Origin of the sequence: Cryobacterium sp. 10S3, assembly GCF_034344045.1 — a bacterium.
Classification (GTDB): domain Bacteria; phylum Actinomycetota; class Actinomycetes; order Actinomycetales; family Microbacteriaceae; genus Cryobacterium; species Cryobacterium glucosi.
The window spans coordinates 2,898,743-2,917,571 of sequence record NZ_CP133773.1 but is presented as its reverse complement, the minus strand read 5'-3'; the positions used below and the strand labels follow the sequence as shown (position 1 = coordinate 2,917,571).

The following is an 18,829-nucleotide window of genomic DNA, read 5'->3' as shown; positions in this document are numbered from 1 at the left end:
CCGAGGATGCCACCCAGCGGTTACAATCGCCTCGGCTCGTCTGGCAGCGTCTCAACGAACTTCCTCAGCTCGTCGATCGTGAAGATCGGCTTCCGCCCTGAATAGCGGGGGAGCAGGTCTCCGCGACGCATGTACGCCCGGACCGTTGACGGGCTCAACCCGAGTAGTCGCGCGGCAGTGCCCGTATCGACGGCGATTGGTTCAAATGCCACCTCGCCGGATTCATCGCTCATATTTCTGGTCCTCCTGCGGAATCGGATAGTTGGCGAGCCGCCCATCGTGCCTCACGTTCGCGGACGGCCGCGGAGACAGCCAGCAAACGCTCGCCGCTTGTCGCGAGACCATGCTTCTCGTACTGCCACTCGGAGTCGCGCTGTGCCGGCTGCTGGGGTGCTGCAGTAGTGACGCCCATTGCCCCTAAGAGGGGGGCGTCATATCTATGGCTTTGACTCTGCTTCCTGTACTCGGACCGGCGTGCCCGCAGGGCAGTCATTGTCGTGGAGTAACTGCGCGACTTCGTCGTGATGTGACCGCGGTAGCCGAGTGCGTGAAGCCAGTCGAGCATGCGCTCGCGCTCAGGATCGGCGGCGATCAGAACGATCGTCCGAAGCAAGTTGCGGAAATGGTCAGAGACTTGCAGATGCTCAATCGCGTATCGACTGATTCGTCGTGGTGCCAAGCCGAAGTCTGCAACGGACTTCGTGACGTACTTGGCGAGGTAACCGGCAACACGGCGACCGCTGGCGGTGGACCCGCCATTATTGAAAGAGGACGCGGTCTCGTTGGTCTCGTCCGGCGTCGGGAGACACTGCGCGTCCATCTGACTGCCGAATACAAGCGCAATAACGTCGCCGTCAGAGCCAGGCACCTCGATGTGCGTTGAGATCGCGGCTTGGCGTGCCAACCCGGCGAGAACATCCGCCGTGATCGTCGTGACAGGCGGTTGAGGTGGCTCCTTAGAGGGCACGTCCGCCGAGTCGAGCCGAATGACCGAATGGAAATGCGGTGCACCCCGACGCTGCATCTCCACAACTTTGACGAACGAAACCCGCAAAGCTTTCGGAGATTCGCCGCGCGATACCAACTCCCGCCGCAACATCCGGCGCAAAGTCAGTGTGAACCGCGCCCACAGCTCCGGTGCGTGCCAAGTGAAGAGCACGTGACCGACATAGTCATAGCAGTCCGGGCAGATCGGCTGTCCAATGAGCTCGTCTGCACCGTCGTGGACCCTGTGGCATTCCATCGGCCGCCCGTGTCGACATTGACGAGGGCGCGAGAACCCATCGTCTTTCGTCGGTGTGCACGTTAGCGGCCCCGCGGAGTGGACGGCGCCGAAGCTTGGTGCCGTGAGAGTGACGAAGACCTTCGGATGAACTGACACGGACTGGGGGACGTCCTGGCCACCACCGAGTCCCGCATGCACGAGGTGCCAAGTGTCGCCGGCATAGAGATCCGAGCACGACGGGCAGACGGCTTGGCGCCGGTTCTTGCAGCGGACCAGAATCTTCGCGCTACCCGTCTCGTCGCTACGTGTGAGGTGAATCGGTGAGGCGCAGTAGCCTGCCGCCGCCACGCGGGCCCACCATCGGTCGTAACCGATCGAGGACGCGCGGGCAATGATCTCGGCGATTTCGTAGTCGTCCACTTGGAGCAGTCGTTGGTCGAACGTGCCAGATCGGGCAATCACTATGCGGACCCTTCGTCGGTGTGTGGTTCCGGCGCGCGGTACGTCGCCGCGAGAATAGCAATGTCGGTGTCGGTGACGTGAAACGCGCGTACGCGGCTAATCCGTGCTTTTCCGTCTTCGGAGACGTAGCCGACACCGGGGGTCTGATCACTGATCAGATCGCACAGCGCGCCGCGCTCGCGTGCGCCGGTTCCGAGGACCATCCCCACTTGAATGCCCTCGGTCAAACGCAGGCCGATCCGGATTGGGAAGAGCTGCCTGAGCGACAGCACCTGCTTGCTCGGATCTTGAACGCAAGCGATGACGGTTACCCCGACGGCGCGGCCCTGCGACAGGATGAGACCGAGTAACTGCTCGATCTCCGCCTTAAGCTTCCTGTCGGTCAGATACTCGGTAAGTGTCGCGAGCTCGTCGATGACGATCACGATCAGTGGTTCCTCGACTGTGGGGACGTGCTGACGGGTCACCCCGCGAAGTCGGTTCGCGCGAGCTACGAGAATCGAGCAGGCGTCCCGGAGGAGTGCGAGGGTGTTCTCTCCGGTGTCATGACTGAAACGGGTGAAAAGGGCTTCGCCGGCGGCGAACTCCATTCCGCCCTTGGGGTCGACGACCCAGAGGGCGACCAGCCCGTCTCGAATCGCGGGCGCCAGGCCGCAGATCACCGACCAGACAACGCTGCCTTTGCCGGCACCGGTGGCGCCCGCGACCAGCATGTGGTGCCCTTGGATCCCAAGATTCCAACTCAAGCCATCGTCGCGCAGACCGACCCGGACGTGCCGCAGGTCGGTGGGCTCCGTTGGCGCGGGCGTGATCAGGGGAGTCGCGAGGACGTCGGAGTGCTGCACGGTGATCACGATCCAGCCCGGCGCGATCGGTTCGATGTGCACGGCCATGGCCCCGAAGGCGTAGGCGAGCGATTCGGATCGTGAGGACCAGTCGCTAAATGTCTGGCCGATCAGGATATTGACCGTCAATTTATCTCGGTCATAGCCCACCTCGACCTTGCCGAGCACCGGAACCAGCACGGTGCCATCGAGACCGGCCGTCAGACCGTGCAGAGCGCACACGCTCGGCCACCGGCGCAGGTAGTGAAACCGGCGGCGCCGCTTCCACATGCGGCCGGTGATCCAGGCTCGAAAGGACAACGGTCGGAAGATTCGCCACAGCACGAGCGCAGCAACGAAAGTCAGGGCGAGGGCGGAACCCTGCTGCCAGCCACCCTTGGTGAATACCCACACGGATAGGAGAATCGGGACGCTGAGGATCGGGAAAAGAAGGGACCACCACGTCAGGCGTGCCACGGTGCGGATAGCCAGCCAGGTGAGCTGAACCACGGCGACGATCAGAGCGTCCAGGATGCCGGTCGCGACGAGTGGCGGCTGACTGTTTTCGCTTCGTACCACTTTGGACCTCCCTACAGTTTGGTTGCAGGCCCGCTCAGCTCGATGGGGTGAGCTGAGCGAGCCTGCGTCTGGACTACGCGCCTGGCTTGCCGGCCGGGTTTCCGGTGGTACCTGCCGGGCGTTCGGCACCCGTCGCGGAGTGAGCTCCCGGAATTGCGCCGCTGGCTGTTCGCAGCGCGGATGCCCGGTATGCAACACCGGACCTGTCGCCCTGGGTCCACGGGATCGCAACCAGGTTGTCCACAGCTACGGCCGACCCCACCGCGACGGCGGGCTGTCCGACGACGGTGATCGCCAAGACCTCACCGCCCGTCGAGTCGAGTGCCGCCACCTGCACCTGCCACAGGGGCAGCCCGGTTTCGCGGTCCAAGCGAGCGGCCCCGCTCTCGCGGTCTGTCCGCGCTTCCGGCGCGCGAGTGCAGAAGAAGGCAACGCCCTCCGTATTGATCATGAGCTTCATGTGTGTTTCTCCTCCTCGATGTGTGGCCTCGGAGCGGGCCATACCTGAAGCAAATCGCCACGGAGGAATGAAGATAAGTGACGCTGGTTGACGGGGGCTGACGCAACCGTCTCTTCGAGTAACCCTTGAATTCCGCCTTGATCAGGGCATGATGAACGATCATGGTCGCTCCCGCCGCGGTCCCAACAGGTGCTGGTCCCGCCTTGCGCGGCGCGCGCCAGGCACGGGGTTGGAGTCAAGACGCCGCGGCGAATACGTTTATCCGGATCTCCGAGCGCCTCGGCATATCGGCCGGCGAGTTCGGCTCCGTTCGAACGGCTTTCTCCCGCTGGGAGAACGGGAAGCGAACACCGGACGCGGCCAACCGTCGAGTCCTTCGCGAGATGTACGGCCTCACGGATGTTGAACTCGGCTTCTCAAATGGCGACCCGGCGCTCGGATCCGTCGATGCCTTTGCAGAGCTGTCGGCTCGCGTGCTTAGCGCCGAACGAGTCGACAGCGCTCTCGTCACCCTCATGAAAACCCAGACGCACTACTTCAGGCTGCAAGACCGACGCTTTGGCGCTGCGATCATGCTCGATCAGATGACCGCGCACGTCGACATGCTTAAGGGGTTGCTCGCACATTCCGTCGCTGCCGGCCAGCGGGAAGCGCTGGCCCGTGTCCTTGCTGACGCTGCGGCCCTGGCCGGATGGCAGGCCCTTGACTCAGGCGCCGCGAAGCGCGCATGGGATCACTTCACGACTGCTCGCCTCGCGGGTCTTGAGGGGAACCAACCCGCACTGCTCGCGCACGCCATCGGCGAACAGGCCTATGCGCTGCTCGAGTTGGGCCGACCGACGAAAGCCCGCGAACTGATCGCGTACGCCTCGGCACTTGCGCCGCTTCCTCCGATGTTGCGTGCATGGCTGCTTGCAGCGGAGGGGGAGTTCCTGGCGGCCGAAGGCGCTGCCGAACCAGCCCGACGCGCATTCGAGCAGGCCTTCAAGATTCTTCCCGCTGATCCGGTGGACTTCGAACTACCGTTTCTAACGCTGGATGTCACTCACCTGACTCGATGGAGGGGCAGTGCATTGTCACAGCTGGGCGACCCGGCTGCGATTGACGATCTCAGGAACGTGCTCGTCGACCTCGATCCGGACTTCGTTCGCGCGCGGTGCGCCGTTCACGCTGATCTTGCGCGAGCCTTGGCCGCTGCAGGTCAACGTGATGAGTCGAGGCAACACATCCGGCTCGCCAAAGAGCTTGCTCGCGAAGTCGGGTCGCAGCGGCTTCTCAATCGCCTTGCGGCAATCGAACTACCCAGTCCTCGAGGCCAACAATTGGAGCAACCCGACGATCGACCCAGCACCGGCGATCAACCCCGCCGATAGGAGGGATGCAACTTCTGTCAGCGGCACCCATTTAACGATCGACGCTTCTTCGGCATCCGTGGGCTCGCCGACATGCTCAGCTCCATAGGCCGTGAAGATGACGTGCGGGCTGTCGACCATCCCAGGCATCGGCTGAAACTCTGCCAACCGTTCCAACGTCAGCGGCTTCCAGCCAGTCTCTTCAACGACTTCCCGAATGGCAGTTCGATCATCGCTCTCACCGGCCTCTGCGATCCCGCCAGGAAGTTCCCAGCCCCAGGAATCCGGTACGAAACGATGCCGCCAGAGAAGCAGAACGCGGTCGATGTCGTCAACGACCGCGACCATGACCACGCGCTGCAAGCGGACGACGTGGTGTTCGAACCGGTTGCCGTCGGGAGGTGTCACGTCGGCAAGCGTCAGACGCACCCACTTATTCTCATACAGGGACCGTTCCCCGTGCTGTACCCAGCGCAATTCGTCGATCTCTCCGAGACCGCCCAGCTCTGGCAGAGAATCCGCCCCAACGTTAGGTTCCACGGTCTGATCGTAGCCAGATGCGGCGGCAACCGACTCCGGGTCAGGGCGATTCTACTGAGAATTTCATTCGCGTCGGATTTCTGCAGGCAAGGCGGCGCGGTCCGCTTCGCTCCCCGCTCCGCCGCTGCGCAACCACCGGGCTGGACCTCAGCGTGAAATCAACCCTCGGTCCGTGTCCAAATTATCTCTACTCCGTCAAGTAGGCGGAGCCCGCAGTCAAAAGGGCCGTACGACGGACCAGATACTTGCTACAGCCCCGAGTAACAGACCTGAACCGATGAAGACAAAGTCCCTGATCGCAGCTTGTGGCCGGCCAAGTGCCGCGCGGCTTAGAAAATCGACAAGAACATTCATTTGTCCGAAGGTTGTCCCTTCTCCGTTGGCTGACGTTGGAGCGACCTCGTATGTTCTCGTATCGCCAACAGCAGTGCGATACAGGCCCCACAGGCCAATGGCTGGCAACACGGCGGAGCCAACATAGAGGCCGACGATCGATAAAGTATCCCAAGTCATGATTCGGACTCTATCGGCCCAGCAACTCAAACCGGCCTACAGCTTCGCTATCCCGAAAGTGGATCAACTCCGCTAGAGGCAGCTCCAGCGTCGAATGACGAACCTTGGAAACACTAAGGACGTCCGCTGCATTGTTGAAGCACGGAACGCACTCGTCGCCTCCTCGGTGCCGAGGTCCGAATTGGCGACCTGACTGAGCCCTGGGATGACGCCGGGTATCGAGTCAAGAGGTCACTCCGTCCTACTCCGGCAAGATCATTCAGACCCATGTCGTGTGGACGCTGCATTGCGGCCTCACTCCCGCCCGCGGAGCATCAGTACTCTTGCTCTACAAGCACGAACGCTATGCATGGCGCTGCGGACGCAAAAGCGTGTTCCGACGGGCAATCGCGATCTTTCGGTATAGCCTTCCCCATAGTCAGTCGGCCAAGGCTGTGGGCTGGCTGTCGAGGTCCTTGCTCGCACTCTGCTCCCCGACTTTGAGTCAGCCCATGCAGTGCACGTCGGTTATCTTGAATGACGTTCCGTAGCCAAGATAGTTTTCCAACATCGCGCTTGCGTCACTGGCTGCGGAGAGCGCGCCAGTTATCTTGTTCGTGAACCCAACTGACGACGACCCGTCCATGATGCTTGCGGCGATGTAGACGCCAGAGGCACAAGCGGCAAACGTGTAGATGTAGACCGCCGCGCACGGAACGCTGCCGCAGGTGAAATTCTTGTCGGGCGCGAATCGGAAGTACAAGTCCTTGGATGCGGGGGAATAACCCTGGTCCTTCATCGCGTCGTCTTGCGACTTCTGTGCAGCTGATGCCGTGGCGGCGGCTGCGTTGGCGGCTTGACGAGCCTGGAGTGAGGCCGCGGCTTTGGCGCTGCGCTGGTGGGCAGCTACTTGCGCTTGGTCAACGTCAGACTGGGCGGTCGCGACCTGTGAGGCCGTGTATTGGTTGAAGCCGATGCTCCCTCCGAGTAAGAGGCCCGGTATCAGAATCATCACGGTCGCCCAGGTCGCAGACAGGCCTAATCGCTTTTTCGGCTCCTTTGATCGAGGAGCATCCTGAACCGAAGTTCGAACTCCTTCGTCCGGCGATATCAATGAGCGTCCCACGTGCTGACCTCGGAGGTCAGCTTGTGAACGAGTTCCATGTTGAGCTGGCTTCGATATCCGTAATACGCGGCTGCGCCTACCAGCAGGGCTGCGATCGTTATGACGATCCAGGGATGCCTGACATGTCGTCGCAACCTCGTCGGCTGACGCGGCGCCTTGAGCTTGGCGCGTGGGTGGGAGCGCACTCCCTCGGCCTCAAGATCCAGCCTTGCGTCCGCAGCAGCTTCGTCTGCCCATAGTTGGTCGCGCATAGGTCGAACATTGAATCGCTCGACATAGTTGACTTCGTATTCGGTAAGGAACCACGGCCAACCAGACTCGGGCCTTGGGTTAAAGCCCCTGACCGGAACCGCCAAAGCTATCTCGGTACCCCGAACGCTGTCGTTCAAGGTTTCGACCCCCCCCATTTTCATCGTGCGCCAACTTGCATCCCGGTCCCGCGCTCGTCGCGTGGAGAGCTAGTGCCCCTCTCGACACACTAGCTTCGAAGGTGCATCTCATTCCTGTTTGAGGAGGGTGGGAGCACGAATTGAGCCCATCTTTGGGGTGTTCCCTCCCGGCCTCATCCAGCAGTTGATGGAGACTCCTCGATCCGGACGAATCGTCGGTCGATTCAGCTGAGGCTCGACGACAGCTGCGACCACCTCCACGTCGACGTCGTCTACATAACCGACCCGCTCAATCTGCTCTGAAACGCACAACCCATCGCATGATCCGTTCGCATCGCTCGAGGAAGGAGGCGCTCATGCCCAGGACGAAGGGCCTCATGCCAGTGCTGGGTGGAGCCGCTACGCGGCACTGTGCTGGTGAGGCTTTTTTGACCTTTCCGGCTGTCGACCGTAGCTCGCTCCGTGGCTCCGTGCCCAGATTTTCGGACGCGGTCGCACGCTCCCTTATTTCGCCCCAAATTCTGGGCACTCCACCACTCCCGCTCGCTATCGATTCTCTCGCCGGAAGGCAAAAAAACCAGTCGATCGAGAAGGAGAGACCAATGACCACCACACCCAAGACCCCGCTCCGGGCCCTGCGCATCACCCACGAGCAGATCCAGCACGTCCACATCCAGCCCGACCCCAACAACGTCGAAGCCCTCCAGCGCAGCATCCCCTGCGACTACTTCGACGTCGTCCGCCTCGACGGAGACATCGACCTCTTCGTCGACGACGAAGGCGCCATCAACGGATCCCCACTGAACCTCTACCTCACCATCGTCGCCCACGCCCTCGGCACCCCCGCCGTGCTCTTCGGAACCGGCATCGCCCTCGGCTGCAACCCCAACACCGGTGACACCATCAGCCTTACCGACACCCAGCTCTCCCGCATCAACCGCGTTTTCCAGAGCAAGCCCGACCCGAAGATCGTCGACCGCCTCGCCGAGAGCCTCGCTCCCTTCCCCGCCCTCGTCGCCCTACTCCGCCGCAACTAACGCCCCACGCTAGTCAGGGACTATGCCATTCAACGGTGACCGGTGAATAGCCGGCCGAGTTGCTTCGGCAGGACAGCAGGACACCCCGACGAACGCAATGCTCGTCGGGGTGCCTGGCGTGATGGCTTCCAATCCTTCGGACGAAGTGGGCAGAACCGCAATAGATGAAGCAGCGGCCTGACGCTGCGAGGGATCTGGTAGTGGAATTTGTCTGGACCCGGGACGCGAGGCCCCCGAGAGCGAGCGTCGTCCTCGCGTTGATCGACCGCCTAGCCGTTCAAATGCTGGACAGCGTAGTCAGCTTCATCAGCTGTGAACTTTTCGCCGTAAGCGCTGGAGAGCTGATCACGAATCGCCTCGGGCGACATGGACATTTGATCCTGGTACGACTTCGCCTTGGCGAGAGCGTTCGCGTTCCAGTCGGCCTGGACATTATCCACCGCGTATTGAGCCGCCTCCGGCGGGAATTGCTCGCCAAACTCCGATGTGAGCTGATCGTAGATTCCCGCCTTACTCATATGCATCGTCTTCGAGTAGCTCGTGGCCTTGGCCAACGCGGACTTGTACGCGGCGGGCACCGCAGGAGCCGGAGCAGCCGCAACCGGTACGGCAGGCGCAGGTACGGTCGTCTCCTGGACCGGCGCAGTCGCCTCCACCGGTGCGGGTGGCACGGTTGCAACCGGCGTCGGTGTTGCAGTCGCGAGGGGCGTCGGTGCAGCACTGGCGGTCGGTGCCGCGCTGGGGGCGCTGACGGACACCGTTGTCGCAGACTTGCCCGCGTTGGCCGCGTTGACAGTCGAGGTGATGATCGAGAGCAGGATGCCGGCGGCCGTGATGATCAGGGCGATCTTTCGGTGTTCCCGGTAGCCGACTAGCGAGTGGCCCTGCTTGTCGCGCTGAGCTCCCGCGAGCACAAGGATCAGGTCCACGAGCCACCAGACGCCGAAGCCGCCGAAGGTAACCAGTTTGAGTAGGCCGGTGCCGATCTTGCCGAGGTAGAAGCGGTCGATGCCGAGCCCGCCGAGCAGCCAGGCGAAGAGCCAGGTGACGACGAAGGATTTTCCGGGGGTGGGTGCCGGCGTGTAACCGCCGGGCGTGCCTTGGGTTGTCGGCGCGGCGTAGGTATTGACTGTCTGTTCCTTCTGTCCGGCGGGAACGCCAGCTGGGTTGGTCTGGGGGACGTTGTTGGTCATGGTGTGTTCTCCGGTTCGGTGTGTGTGCTGCTGACAAATGTGAGTGGGACTGAGTTGGACAGGGATAGGAATGCGAGGCTGCTACTTCGCGACGACCTCGATCACGATGTCGAGGCCGTTGTCCGGGTGATATCCCCACGACGCGGAGTAGTCCTTCCAGCTCGCGGTCTGGCGGCCGTCGAGAGCGCGGGTGCTATCGATGCGGCTGATCATGCTGTCGGGGGCTTCGAGCTGGGTGAATATGCAGGAGAGGTCGGTCATCTTGGCACCTGTGGACTTGGCGCCGGTGCTCTTCATCGAGATGCTCTGTCCTTTGTCGCCGACGGTGATCGACGCGTTCCCCGTGACGTGGCAGGCCGTGGCGGCATCCGTCATCGGCGTGGTCGCCGCGAGCGTGCTGATATTGCTGGCGAGCAACCCGATGCCGACGGTGCCGAGAACGCCGACAAATAGTCCGAGCCCAATGCCGGCGGCCCCGAGACGGAGCTCTCGTTTGGTGAAGGCCGATGCCGACGTGAGTGCCGGATGTTCCTCACGCGGGGCGCCCGTTACTGGGTCGCCACTGGCCATTGTCGATTCCGGTGTCGCGTGTTCATCGTCTATGTGCATGTTGGGCCCTCGTGTCGGTGTCATGGTGGGGGTAGTGCTGCGAGTAATTGGTCGTTGTTCGGCTGGCGTCTCAAGGTGGGGAGTGGGTTGCAGGCGCCGAGCGGTTGTTCCCCCTGGTGCTCGCCCGGCGCCTGCCTACGCCGAATCCTTCGGGTGAATCGGGCGCAAAGCCAAGGTAGAGCCGGGTATCGGACGCTATGGAACGAGAGTGTGATAAAGGGGGTTATCACTAATCCGACTCTTCAGTACGAATTGTGGCCTAGCCTGAACTCACGCCAACAACGGACGATGAAGGGGGAATCGCACATGAGCATCGCCGAACCGGCACTTATGGTGTCGATGTCCGACATCGCAGCGCTCGCCCGCGTGCAGCGCCCCGTCGTCTCGGTCTGGCGCAGCCGGTCCGCGCTGACGGACACGCCATTCCCGGCCCCTGCTGCCGTGCGAAATGGTCGCGAGTTGTTCGACGCCCACGCGGTCGGGACCTGGCTGCACGATACCGGCCACGGCAACAATCCCCAGGCGTCAGCGGATGCCGCTGCGCACGCGGTCCTGGACGGTCAGACTCACACCCAGGCCGATACCTTCCGCAAGGTAACGGCACTCCTCGCCCTCCGCAGTGTGATCGGTCGGTCTCTGGGTGTGCTGACGGGTTCAGACCTCGTCGATGCCGCCGATGAACACGACCCCGACGATGACGCGTTCTACCGTGAGATCGAGGCGATCGGCGCGGAATGCGCTGGCCTCGTCGGCTATGTCGACGCGCTAGTCGAGGCTGCATATGGCGAGGCCGAAGCATTCGAGCGGCTCCTCGCGGATCGGTTCAAACGCGAGCCCCAGGGCGCTAGCGATACGACCCTGAACGACCTGGGCCTAGACCTGATTGCTCGCACCGCCCTCGCCCTCGCCGCAACCCAGCCCAGCGAGCCAGCGTTTGTCGACGCGACCGGCGGCGCAAGCGACGTGCTCCTTGCCATCGCCCGCACTGAATCCGCCTCTGGCGACGTGACCGTTCTCACTGCGAACGACGACAGCGACACCGCGCGGCTGGTGCGCCGACGCCTGCTCGTGCACCGCATCGCCCGGGACGGGCTTGAGATTCAACCGTCGGGAGCCTTCTCCGTGACCGGCCGCGCCGTGCATGTCGCCCAGCTGCCCTCGGCGAACGAGCCCCGCATGAGTGCAACCGACATGCTCTCCGCGGTCGAACAGATCGTGCTGCAGATGGACGATGACCAGCTCGCCGTGATCCTGGCGCCGAGCGCCGTGCTGAGCGACTCCGGCCTCGCCCGTGACACCGACGCCGTGCGGTCGTCCCTGCTGCGCTCCGGACGCGTGCGGGCCATCGTGCGGCTCCCCGCTGGGCTCCTCACTTACAAACCGCAGCAGGTGCAGACCCTCTGGGTACTGGGTGCCGCCCACGCCCGCGTCCCACTGGCCGATCGCTGGACCATGGTCGCCGACCTCTCAGCCCAACGACTCAATCCAACAGCCATCGAGGACCTGGTCAGCGACCTCGTCGCATCCCTCGGCGACCGTGTCACCGTGCGCGCCCACGCGTTCCGCTTCGCCCGCCTCGTGCTCACCCGCACCCTGCTCGCGAGCCGCGACTCCCTTGTTGCCGGCGCGCACATTGCTGCATGCGCGGCGAGCAGCACGCGGGGTACAGAACTGGCCGTGCGCGTCGACGAGCTCCTTCGTGCTCTTAACGACCCGGCATCTGAAGTGCCGCCGGTCGGAGAGGCGACGACCGCCTCGGATACGCCCGTCCGCTCCGTCGGCCTCGCGATCACGCTCCCACCAATCAGCGCCGACAACGCCGCCAGCTCCGTAGCGCAGCCAACGACTGCATCAGTCGAGCAACTACTCGCAGGGCGGCATCTCCGCTACTTCCCGGGCAACCGCATCGATGGCGCTGATCTCAACGAGACGCCTCGAGGCGACGCCGGCGCTCCGGCCACAGGCACTCGCTCAACGGGCATCCGTGTGATCGGTCTGGCAGAAGTCCGTGGCGAGGCTGCCGTTGGGGACCGTCGGATCGACCCATTGCTTTTCGCCACCGACTATCCCGCCGGCCGTGTGACGGAACCAGGCGACGTGATCTTCTGCACGGCCCCGACCCCCGCCGCCATCGTGGACGAGAACGGCACCTCCGCTGTTCTCTTCCCCGCCCGGATCCTGCGCATCAACCCCGGCAACCCGAACGGGCTACTCAGCGCGGTACTCGCCGCCGACATCGCAGCGCTTGCCGCAGGAGACAGGCGCTGGCGACGGTGGCCGCTACGCCAGATACCAGACGCGCAGGGCGCTGCCCTCGCCCGCATCCTTGCCTCGCTACGGTTGGAGCAGGAACACGCACGGCGACGCCTCGCGCAGCTCGACGAACTCGCCGGCCTGCTAATGGCCGGTGTCACCGCCGGCACCCTCACCCTTTCTCAGGCCGCTGGCCTACAGAACTCATCATCATTCGCTCCACCGGAAGGAACCCCCTAGTGCCACCGAAGGTCAAAGTCACCGCGCTGCCGTCGACAATGAAAGAGCTCAAGGACACCCTGTGGAAAGCCGCAGACAAACTTCGCGGCTCCATGGATGCCTCGCAGTACAAGGACGTCATCCTTGGCCTCGTCTTTCTTAAGTACGTCTCCGACGCTTTCGATGAGCGCCGCGAGCAGATCCGCTCCGAGCTGGAGGCCGATGGCCAAAACGACGACCAGATCGGCCAACTAATCGACGATGTCGATGAGTACACCGGTCGGGGCGTGTTCTGGGTCGGCGCCCGCGCCCGATGGAGCTACCTCGCCGAGAACGCGAAGGGCCTGCCAGCCATCCCAGGAGAGACACCGAAGTTGATCGGACTACTCATCGACGAGGCGATGGACCTGATTTCCTCCGACAATCCCACTCTCGCCGGGTCGCTCCCGCGCATTTACAACCGTGACAACGTCGACCAACGGCGGCTCGGTGAACTTCTCGACCTGCTCAACTCCGCTCGCTTCACTGGCCACGGTGCCTCCAAGGCCCGTGACATCCTCGGCGAGGTATATGAATACTTCCTAGAGAAGTTTGCACACGCCGAGGGCAAGCGCGGTGGTGAGTTCTACACGCCTGCCGGCGTGGTCCGAGTGCTCGTCGAGGTGCTCGAACCCACCCACGGTCGAGTGTACGACCCGTGTTGCGGATCGGGCGGCATGTTCGTGCAGACCGAGAAGTTCCTCGAGTCGCACAACAAAGAGGGCTCCAACATCTCCGTCTACGGGCAGGAGCTGAATGAGCGCACTTGGCGGATGGCCAAGATGAACCTCGCCATCCACGGTTTGAACGGTAACCTCGCCAGCCGTTGGGGCGATACCTTTGCCCGCGACCAGCACCCCGAGCTTCAGGCCGATTTCATCCTCGCCAACCCGCCCTTCAACATCAAGGACTGGGCGCGGAGCGAGAGCGACCCGCGCTGGAAGTACGGCGTCCCCCCGGCCGGAAACGCGAACTACGCCTGGATTCAGCACATCATCTCGAAGCTCGCCTCCGGCGGTAGCGCCGGCGTCGTAATGGCGAATGGATCGATGACGTCGAACTCCGGGGGCGAGGGTGACATACGCTCTCAGCTAGTCGAGGCAGACCTCGTCTCCTGCATGATAGCGCTGCCCACTCAGCTGTTCCGCAGCACGCAAATCCCGGTCTGCACCTGGTTCTTCGCCAAGGACAAGGCGGCCGGAAAGCACGGCAGCATCGACCGCACTGGTCAAGTGCTCTTCATCGATGCGCGCAACCTGGGTGACATGGTCGACAGGGCAGAGCGTGCACTTTCGAGCGCGGACATCGCGAGAATTGCTGGCACCTTCCACTCGTGGCGCGGCACGACATCGGAAACGGAGATTTCGCTCGCGTACGAAGACCAGCCGGGCTTCGCGTACTCCGCGTCTTTAGCCGAGATCAAAGATGCGGACTATGCGCTCACTCCTGGCCGATACGTCGGTGCTGCGGAGGTTGAGGGCGACGGGGAGCCGATCAAAGAGAAAATTGCGCGGCTCAGTGCCGAGCTCTTCGCGCAATTCGACGAGTCGGAGCGGTTGGGTGTTGTCGTGCGCGAACAGTTGGGGCGCGTTTCATGACGAAGGAAATCGTCTTCAACGAGCTCTTGGATTACCCCCTGCGCAGCGGTGTCACGGTTGCGGCCGCAAGTCGCGGTTCAGGCATCAAAATGCTCAACATGGGCGAGCTTTTCAGATTCCCCCGAATTCCAAACGTTGAGATGGCGCGTGTGAATCTCACAGGATTCAATGCGCAACGGAGCTTGCTCAAGCGCCATGACCTCATGTTTGCGCGCCGTTCCCTGACGCTCGAAGGTGCGGGAAAGTGCAGCATCGTTGAGCAGGTCCACGAACCGACTACGTGGGAGAGCTCCATCATTCGTGCTCGATTGGACCCCTCGATTGCCGATGCGCGCTTCTATTTCTATTACTTCAACTCTCCATCTGGCCGTCGGCAAATGGAAACGATTGTGGAGCAGGTGGCAGCAGCAGGTATTCGCCTAACCGAGCTGGGGAAGCTCACGGTACCATTCCCCACACTTCATGCGCAGCGAGCAATCGCCGATGTCCTTGGAGCGATCGACGACAAGGTCACTTCTAATTCAAGCGTTGGAGACGCGGCCTTCAGCCTCGCGGGCGCCCTATACGACCAGGCAGTGGCCGGTGTCCCCGTGCGCGCAATGGGCCAGGTATTGAACCCAATCCTTGGGGGTACTCCGGCGAGAGCCAACCTTGAATTCTGGGAGGGTTCACATTTCTGGGCGTCCGCCAAAGATGTCACGGGGGCGAGCTGCGGAGTGATCATCGATACTGACGAAAGGATCTCAGACAGTGCGATTACGACCACCAAAGCGAAGCCCCTCCCTGCGGGTAGTGTGATCCTCACGGCGCGTGGGACGGTCGGAGCAGTTGCCAGGCTAGCCAAACCTTCTTCCTTCAACCAGTCATGCTACGGGTTTGCGCCGGGAAGGCTCCCCGCGGGAGTTCTCTATTTCTCGATCCTTCGTGCGACCGCACGCGCGAAAGCATTTGCGCACGGATCGGTCTTCGACACCATCACGATGAAGACTTTCGATCACTTGCATCTTCCAGACTTGGACGCAGCAGGAGCGTCTCGCATCGAGGCGGTCGTGACACCGCTCTTAGACTCGGTGACTGCCGCTGTGATTCAGAACAGTGTGCTCGTCGCAACCCGCGACGCACTCCTCCCGCAGTTCATGTCTGGCAAGCTTCGGGTGAGGGATGCAGAGAAAGTACTTGAGGGGGTGCTCTGATGGCGGGGTTTTCGGAGGCGGAGTGGGAGCAGGTGGCTCTCGAGCTGCTCAGCGAACCGCTGGGTTGGCAACCGACGGTGGGTGAGCAGATCGCGCCGGGTAGCGGGGAGCGGGACAGCTGGGATGAGTTGCTCATCCGCCCGAGACTGTTGGACGCGCTCCGCCGGCTGAATCCGGCAGTTCCGGGGGAGTACCTGCTGCAGGCGCTCGCCGAGATCGCCTCGCCCAAGTCGCAGGACGCAATCACTGAGAACCAGCGCATCCATGAATACCTGATCGACGGGTTCCGACTGAGCTACATCGGTGACGATGGCATGGAGGTGAGTCCGAGCATCCGTCTGGTCAGTGCCGAACCGTCGGAGAACGACTGGCTCGCGGTGAACCAGGTCACGCTCATCCACGGCGACTTCAAACGGCGCTTCGATCTCGTGATGTACTGCAACGGCATGCCGATGAGCATCGTGGAGCTCAAGAAAGCCGGCAGCGAAACTGCCGATGTCGCCGCGGCGCACGCCCAGCTGCAAACCTACCTGCGCGAGTTCCCGATGGCCTACCGGTTCTGCGTGTTCACGCTTGCCAGCGACGGGATTCTCGCCAAGTACGGCACGCCATTCACACCGCTCAACCACTTCTCGCCGTGGAACGTCGACGACGACGGCATCCCGGTGAAGCCGGGTGACACGAACGACTGGGACGCGACCACCGGCATGGAGATAGCGCTGCTGGGCTTGTATAACCAGGAGCGGTTCCTGCAGCTGTTGCGTTCCTTCACCGCTTTTGATGAGGGGGCTGATGGCCTGGCCAAGCGCATCGCCAAACCTCACCAGTATTTCGCCGTAACGAAGGCCGTGGGCAGCACGGTGCAGGCGGTGGAGAGCAACGGCAAGGCCGGCGTGGTGTGGCACACACAGGGCTCGGGTAAGTCGATGGAGATGGAGCTCTACACCAACCTGGTGTCGCGGCATCCGATGCTCAGAAACCCTACAGTCGTGGTAATCACCGACCGCAACGAACTCGACGGGCAGCTATACGAGACGTTTGCGGCAAGCCTGTTGCTGCCGGAGAAGCCCCGGCAGATCAAGCGCCGCAGTGAACTGCGGGACGAACTCAGCAACCGCACGACTGGTGGCATCTACTTCACCACGCTGCAGAAATTCGGCCGCAGCGAGGCTGAGAAGCAGGCTGGTGCGGAGCATCCGCTGCTTTCGGACCGACGCAACATCATCGTGGTCGTCGACGAGGCGCACCGCAGCCACTATGACGACCTAGACGGATATGCTCGCCACTTGCGCGACGCCCTACCGCACGCCACCCTCATCGCCTTCACAGGCACGCCCATCTCGTTCGACGACCGCAATACCCGCGAGGTTTTCGGTGAGTACATCGACATCTATGACCTCTCCCGTGCCGTCGATGACGGCGCCACCGTGCCGGTGTATTTCGAGCCGCGTCTGATCAAGGTGACCTTGGCAACGGCCGTCACGGACGAGATTCTCGACAAAGCCGCAGATGAAGCCACCGTGGGACTCGATGACACCGAACGGGCGCGGATCGAAGCATCCGTCGCTGTTGTAAACGCCGTCTACGGCGCACCGGAGCGAATCGCCGCCCTCGCCGAGGACATCGTGGCGCACTGGGAGAACCGGCGCGCGCAGATGACCAAGTTCATCGAGTCGCCCGGCAAGTCCATGATCGTGGGTGGTACGCGCGAGATCTGCGCGAACCTGTACTCAGCGATCGTGGCGCTTCGACCCGACTGGCACGCCGACGACCTCGACAAGGGCGTCATCAAGGTCATCTATTCGGGCACGGCATCCGACAAGCCGCCCGTCATCGACCACGTGCGCCGCGATTCAGCGAATGCCGTTATCAAAGCACGACTCAAAGACGTCGACGATGAGCTACAGCTGGTGATCGTGAAAGACATGATGCTCACCGGCTACGATTCACCGCCGTTGCACACGCTGTACCTGGACCGGCCGCTGAAGGGCGCGCTGCTGATGCAGACTCTCGCCCGGGTGAACCGCACGTTCCGCGGCAAGGAAGATGGGCTGCTCGTCGCCTATGCGCCGCTGGCCGACAACCTGGCCAAGGCCCTGGGCGAGTACACGAAGACCGATCAGGACCGGAAGCCCATCGGGCGCGATATCGACGATGCCATCGTGCTCACGGTGTCCCTCGTCGACACGCTGCGGGAGATGCTGACCGGGTACGACTGGAATGCCGATCTCGCTAAGGCTGGCCCCAAGCGCTACCTGCACGCAGTGACCGGGTCGGTAAACTACCTGCGTGATCCGGCGACGCCGGGCAACCAGGTCGAGGAGGGTGTTGAGAATCTTGCGGCCGCGTATAGGCGCTATTCGGGGCAGCTCTCACGGGCGTGGGCGCTTTGCTCGGGTTCCGGATCGCAAGAGCTCGAGGAACGTCGGCCTGAAATCCAACTCTACGAAGAGGTCCGGGTATGGATGGCCAAGTTCGACGCCGCCGACCGACAGGCCAGGGGAGAGCCTGTGCCCGAGGATGTTCAGCGTCTGCTCGGTGAGCTGATCGCATCCGCCACGTCATCGGGCGGTGTTCTCGACATTTACGAGGCCGCAGGCATGCCAAAGCCGACCCTCGACGACCTTAGCCCTGCGTTTATCGCTAAGACGCAGCAGGCCCGCAACCCGCAGCTCGCAATCGAGGCGCTACGGAAGCTGCTCACTGAGGAGTCCGCGCGCTCCACACGCCATAACCTCGTGCGCCAGCGCGCCTTCTCGGACCGGATCTCCGAACTGATGAGCAAGTACACGAACCAGCAGCTGACATCCGCGGAAATCATCGCCGAGCTCGTTGCCCTGGCCCGTGAGGTCGCAGCAGAGGCGAACCGCGGGGCCGAATTCGCTCCTCCGCTGAGCCACGACGAGCTCGCGTTCTACGACGCCGTCGCGCAGAACGAGTCGGCCGTCGCAGTGCACGGCGAGGGGGTGTTGGCGGAGATCGCCCGGGAGCTGGTTGCCGTGATGCGCCGTGACGTGCGTACCGACTGGACCGTACGCGACGACGTCCGCGCGAAGCTGCGTTCGTCGATTAAACGTTTGCTAGTGAAGTACGGGTATCCGCCAGACCGTCAACCCGTCGCCATCAAGCTCGTGATGGAGCAGATGGAGTCCATGGCACCGCGGTACAGCGAAGAGCGAGCGGCCTAGCTTGGACGATATTTAGCGTTGGCCCGCAGTACGTTAACGCGCTCGGGAATT

The 18,829-nt window shown here is 62.8% G+C and carries 15 protein-coding genes; 6 read left to right on the top strand and 9 right to left on the bottom strand.

From position 1 onward, the window contains the following. Window positions 1–20 precede the first annotated feature (20 nt). The 4 genes from RHM57_RS13495 to RHM57_RS13480 form a co-directional block, all read right to left on the bottom strand. Window positions 21–233, bottom strand: coding sequence for a helix-turn-helix domain-containing protein (locus RHM57_RS13495; RefSeq protein WP_322188368.1), 213 nt, complete (start codon window positions 231–233; stop codon window positions 21–23). Next, complete coding sequence (locus tag RHM57_RS13490) at window positions 230–1,645, bottom strand: replication initiator (RefSeq protein WP_322188366.1); 1,416 nt, start codon at window positions 1,643–1,645, stop codon at window positions 230–232. The genes RHM57_RS13495 and RHM57_RS13490 overlap by 4 nt, the downstream gene beginning before the upstream one ends. Before the next feature lie 41 nt (window positions 1,646–1,686). Beyond that, window positions 1,687–3,090 carry an FtsK/SpoIIIE domain-containing protein gene (locus tag RHM57_RS13485; RefSeq protein WP_322188364.1) on the bottom strand — a complete coding sequence of 468 codons (1,404 nt, stop codon included), beginning with the start codon at window positions 3,088–3,090 and terminating at the stop codon, window positions 1,687–1,689. 73 nt (window positions 3,091–3,163) lie between these two features. Beyond that, window positions 3,164–3,550, bottom strand: a complete 387-nt coding sequence (locus tag RHM57_RS13480) for a hypothetical protein (RefSeq protein WP_322188362.1) — start codon at window positions 3,548–3,550, stop codon at window positions 3,164–3,166. A 161-nt stretch (window positions 3,551–3,711) separates the two neighbouring features. Here RHM57_RS13480 and RHM57_RS13475 point away from each other — a divergent pair, with 161 nt between their 5' ends. Continuing rightward, complete coding sequence (locus tag RHM57_RS13475) at window positions 3,712–4,923, top strand: helix-turn-helix transcriptional regulator (RefSeq protein WP_322188360.1); 1,212 nt, start codon at window positions 3,712–3,714, stop codon at window positions 4,921–4,923. Here RHM57_RS13475 and RHM57_RS13470 read toward each other — a convergent pair. The 3 genes from RHM57_RS13470 to RHM57_RS13460 all read right to left on the bottom strand — a co-directional run bounded on the left by RHM57_RS13470 (window position 4,849) and on the right by RHM57_RS13460 (window position 6,946). Next, window positions 4,849–5,442, bottom strand: coding sequence for an NUDIX hydrolase (locus RHM57_RS13470; RefSeq protein WP_322188358.1), 594 nt, complete (start codon window positions 5,440–5,442; stop codon window positions 4,849–4,851). The genes RHM57_RS13475 and RHM57_RS13470 overlap by 75 nt on opposite strands. A gap of 216 nt (window positions 5,443–5,658) precedes the next feature. After that, window positions 5,659–5,955, bottom strand: a complete 297-nt coding sequence (locus RHM57_RS13465) for a hypothetical protein (RefSeq protein ID WP_134564062.1) — start codon at window positions 5,953–5,955, stop codon at window positions 5,659–5,661. A 484-nt stretch (window positions 5,956–6,439) separates the two neighbouring features. Continuing rightward, a complete protein-coding gene (locus RHM57_RS13460) occupies window positions 6,440–6,946 on the bottom strand; it encodes a hypothetical protein (RefSeq protein WP_322188356.1) in 507 nt (168 codons plus the stop codon). Window positions 6,947–8,051: 1,105 nt separating this feature from the next. On the opposite strand from RHM57_RS13460, the gene RHM57_RS13455 reads away from it, so the two are divergent. Beyond that, window positions 8,052–8,486: a DUF3846 domain-containing protein gene (locus RHM57_RS13455; RefSeq protein ID WP_322188354.1), complete on the top strand. Its 435-nt coding sequence runs from the start codon at window positions 8,052–8,054 to the stop codon at window positions 8,484–8,486. A gap of 269 nt (window positions 8,487–8,755) precedes the next feature. On the opposite strand, the gene RHM57_RS13450 is transcribed toward RHM57_RS13455, so the two are convergent. Together RHM57_RS13450 and RHM57_RS13445 are read right to left on the bottom strand one after the other, a co-directional pair. Continuing rightward, window positions 8,756–9,679, bottom strand: coding sequence for an Ltp family lipoprotein (locus RHM57_RS13450; RefSeq protein ID WP_322188352.1), 924 nt, complete (start codon window positions 9,677–9,679; stop codon window positions 8,756–8,758). Between the two features lie 81 nt (window positions 9,680–9,760). Then, a complete protein-coding gene (locus RHM57_RS13445; protein ID WP_322188350.1) occupies window positions 9,761–10,249 on the bottom strand; it encodes a hypothetical protein in 489 nt (162 codons plus the stop codon). Between the two features lie 345 nt (window positions 10,250–10,594). Here RHM57_RS13445 and RHM57_RS13440 point away from each other — a divergent pair, with 345 nt between their 5' ends. From RHM57_RS13440 to RHM57_RS13425, 4 genes are read left to right on the top strand one after another with little or no spacing between them, the layout of a single operon-like run. Then, window positions 10,595–12,781 carry a hypothetical protein gene (locus RHM57_RS13440; protein ID WP_322188348.1) on the top strand — a complete coding sequence of 729 codons (2,187 nt, stop codon included), beginning with the start codon at window positions 10,595–10,597 and terminating at the stop codon, window positions 12,779–12,781. Continuing rightward, window positions 12,781–14,397 (top strand): class I SAM-dependent DNA methyltransferase, encoded by a 1,617-nt coding sequence (locus RHM57_RS13435; protein WP_322188346.1) that lies wholly within the window; start codon window positions 12,781–12,783, stop codon window positions 14,395–14,397. Before RHM57_RS13440 ends, RHM57_RS13435 begins: the two co-directional genes overlap by 1 nt. Then, the gene (locus RHM57_RS13430) at window positions 14,394–15,590 is read left to right on the top strand and encodes a restriction endonuclease subunit S (RefSeq protein WP_322188344.1); all 1,197 of its coding nucleotides are present in this window, start codon (window positions 14,394–14,396) and stop codon (window positions 15,588–15,590) included. Before RHM57_RS13435 ends, RHM57_RS13430 begins: the two co-directional genes overlap by 4 nt. Then, a complete protein-coding gene (locus RHM57_RS13425; RefSeq protein WP_322188342.1) occupies window positions 15,590–18,778 on the top strand; it encodes a type I restriction endonuclease subunit R in 3,189 nt (1,062 codons plus the stop codon). Before RHM57_RS13430 ends, RHM57_RS13425 begins: the two co-directional genes overlap by 1 nt. Window positions 18,779–18,829 lie beyond the last annotated feature (51 nt).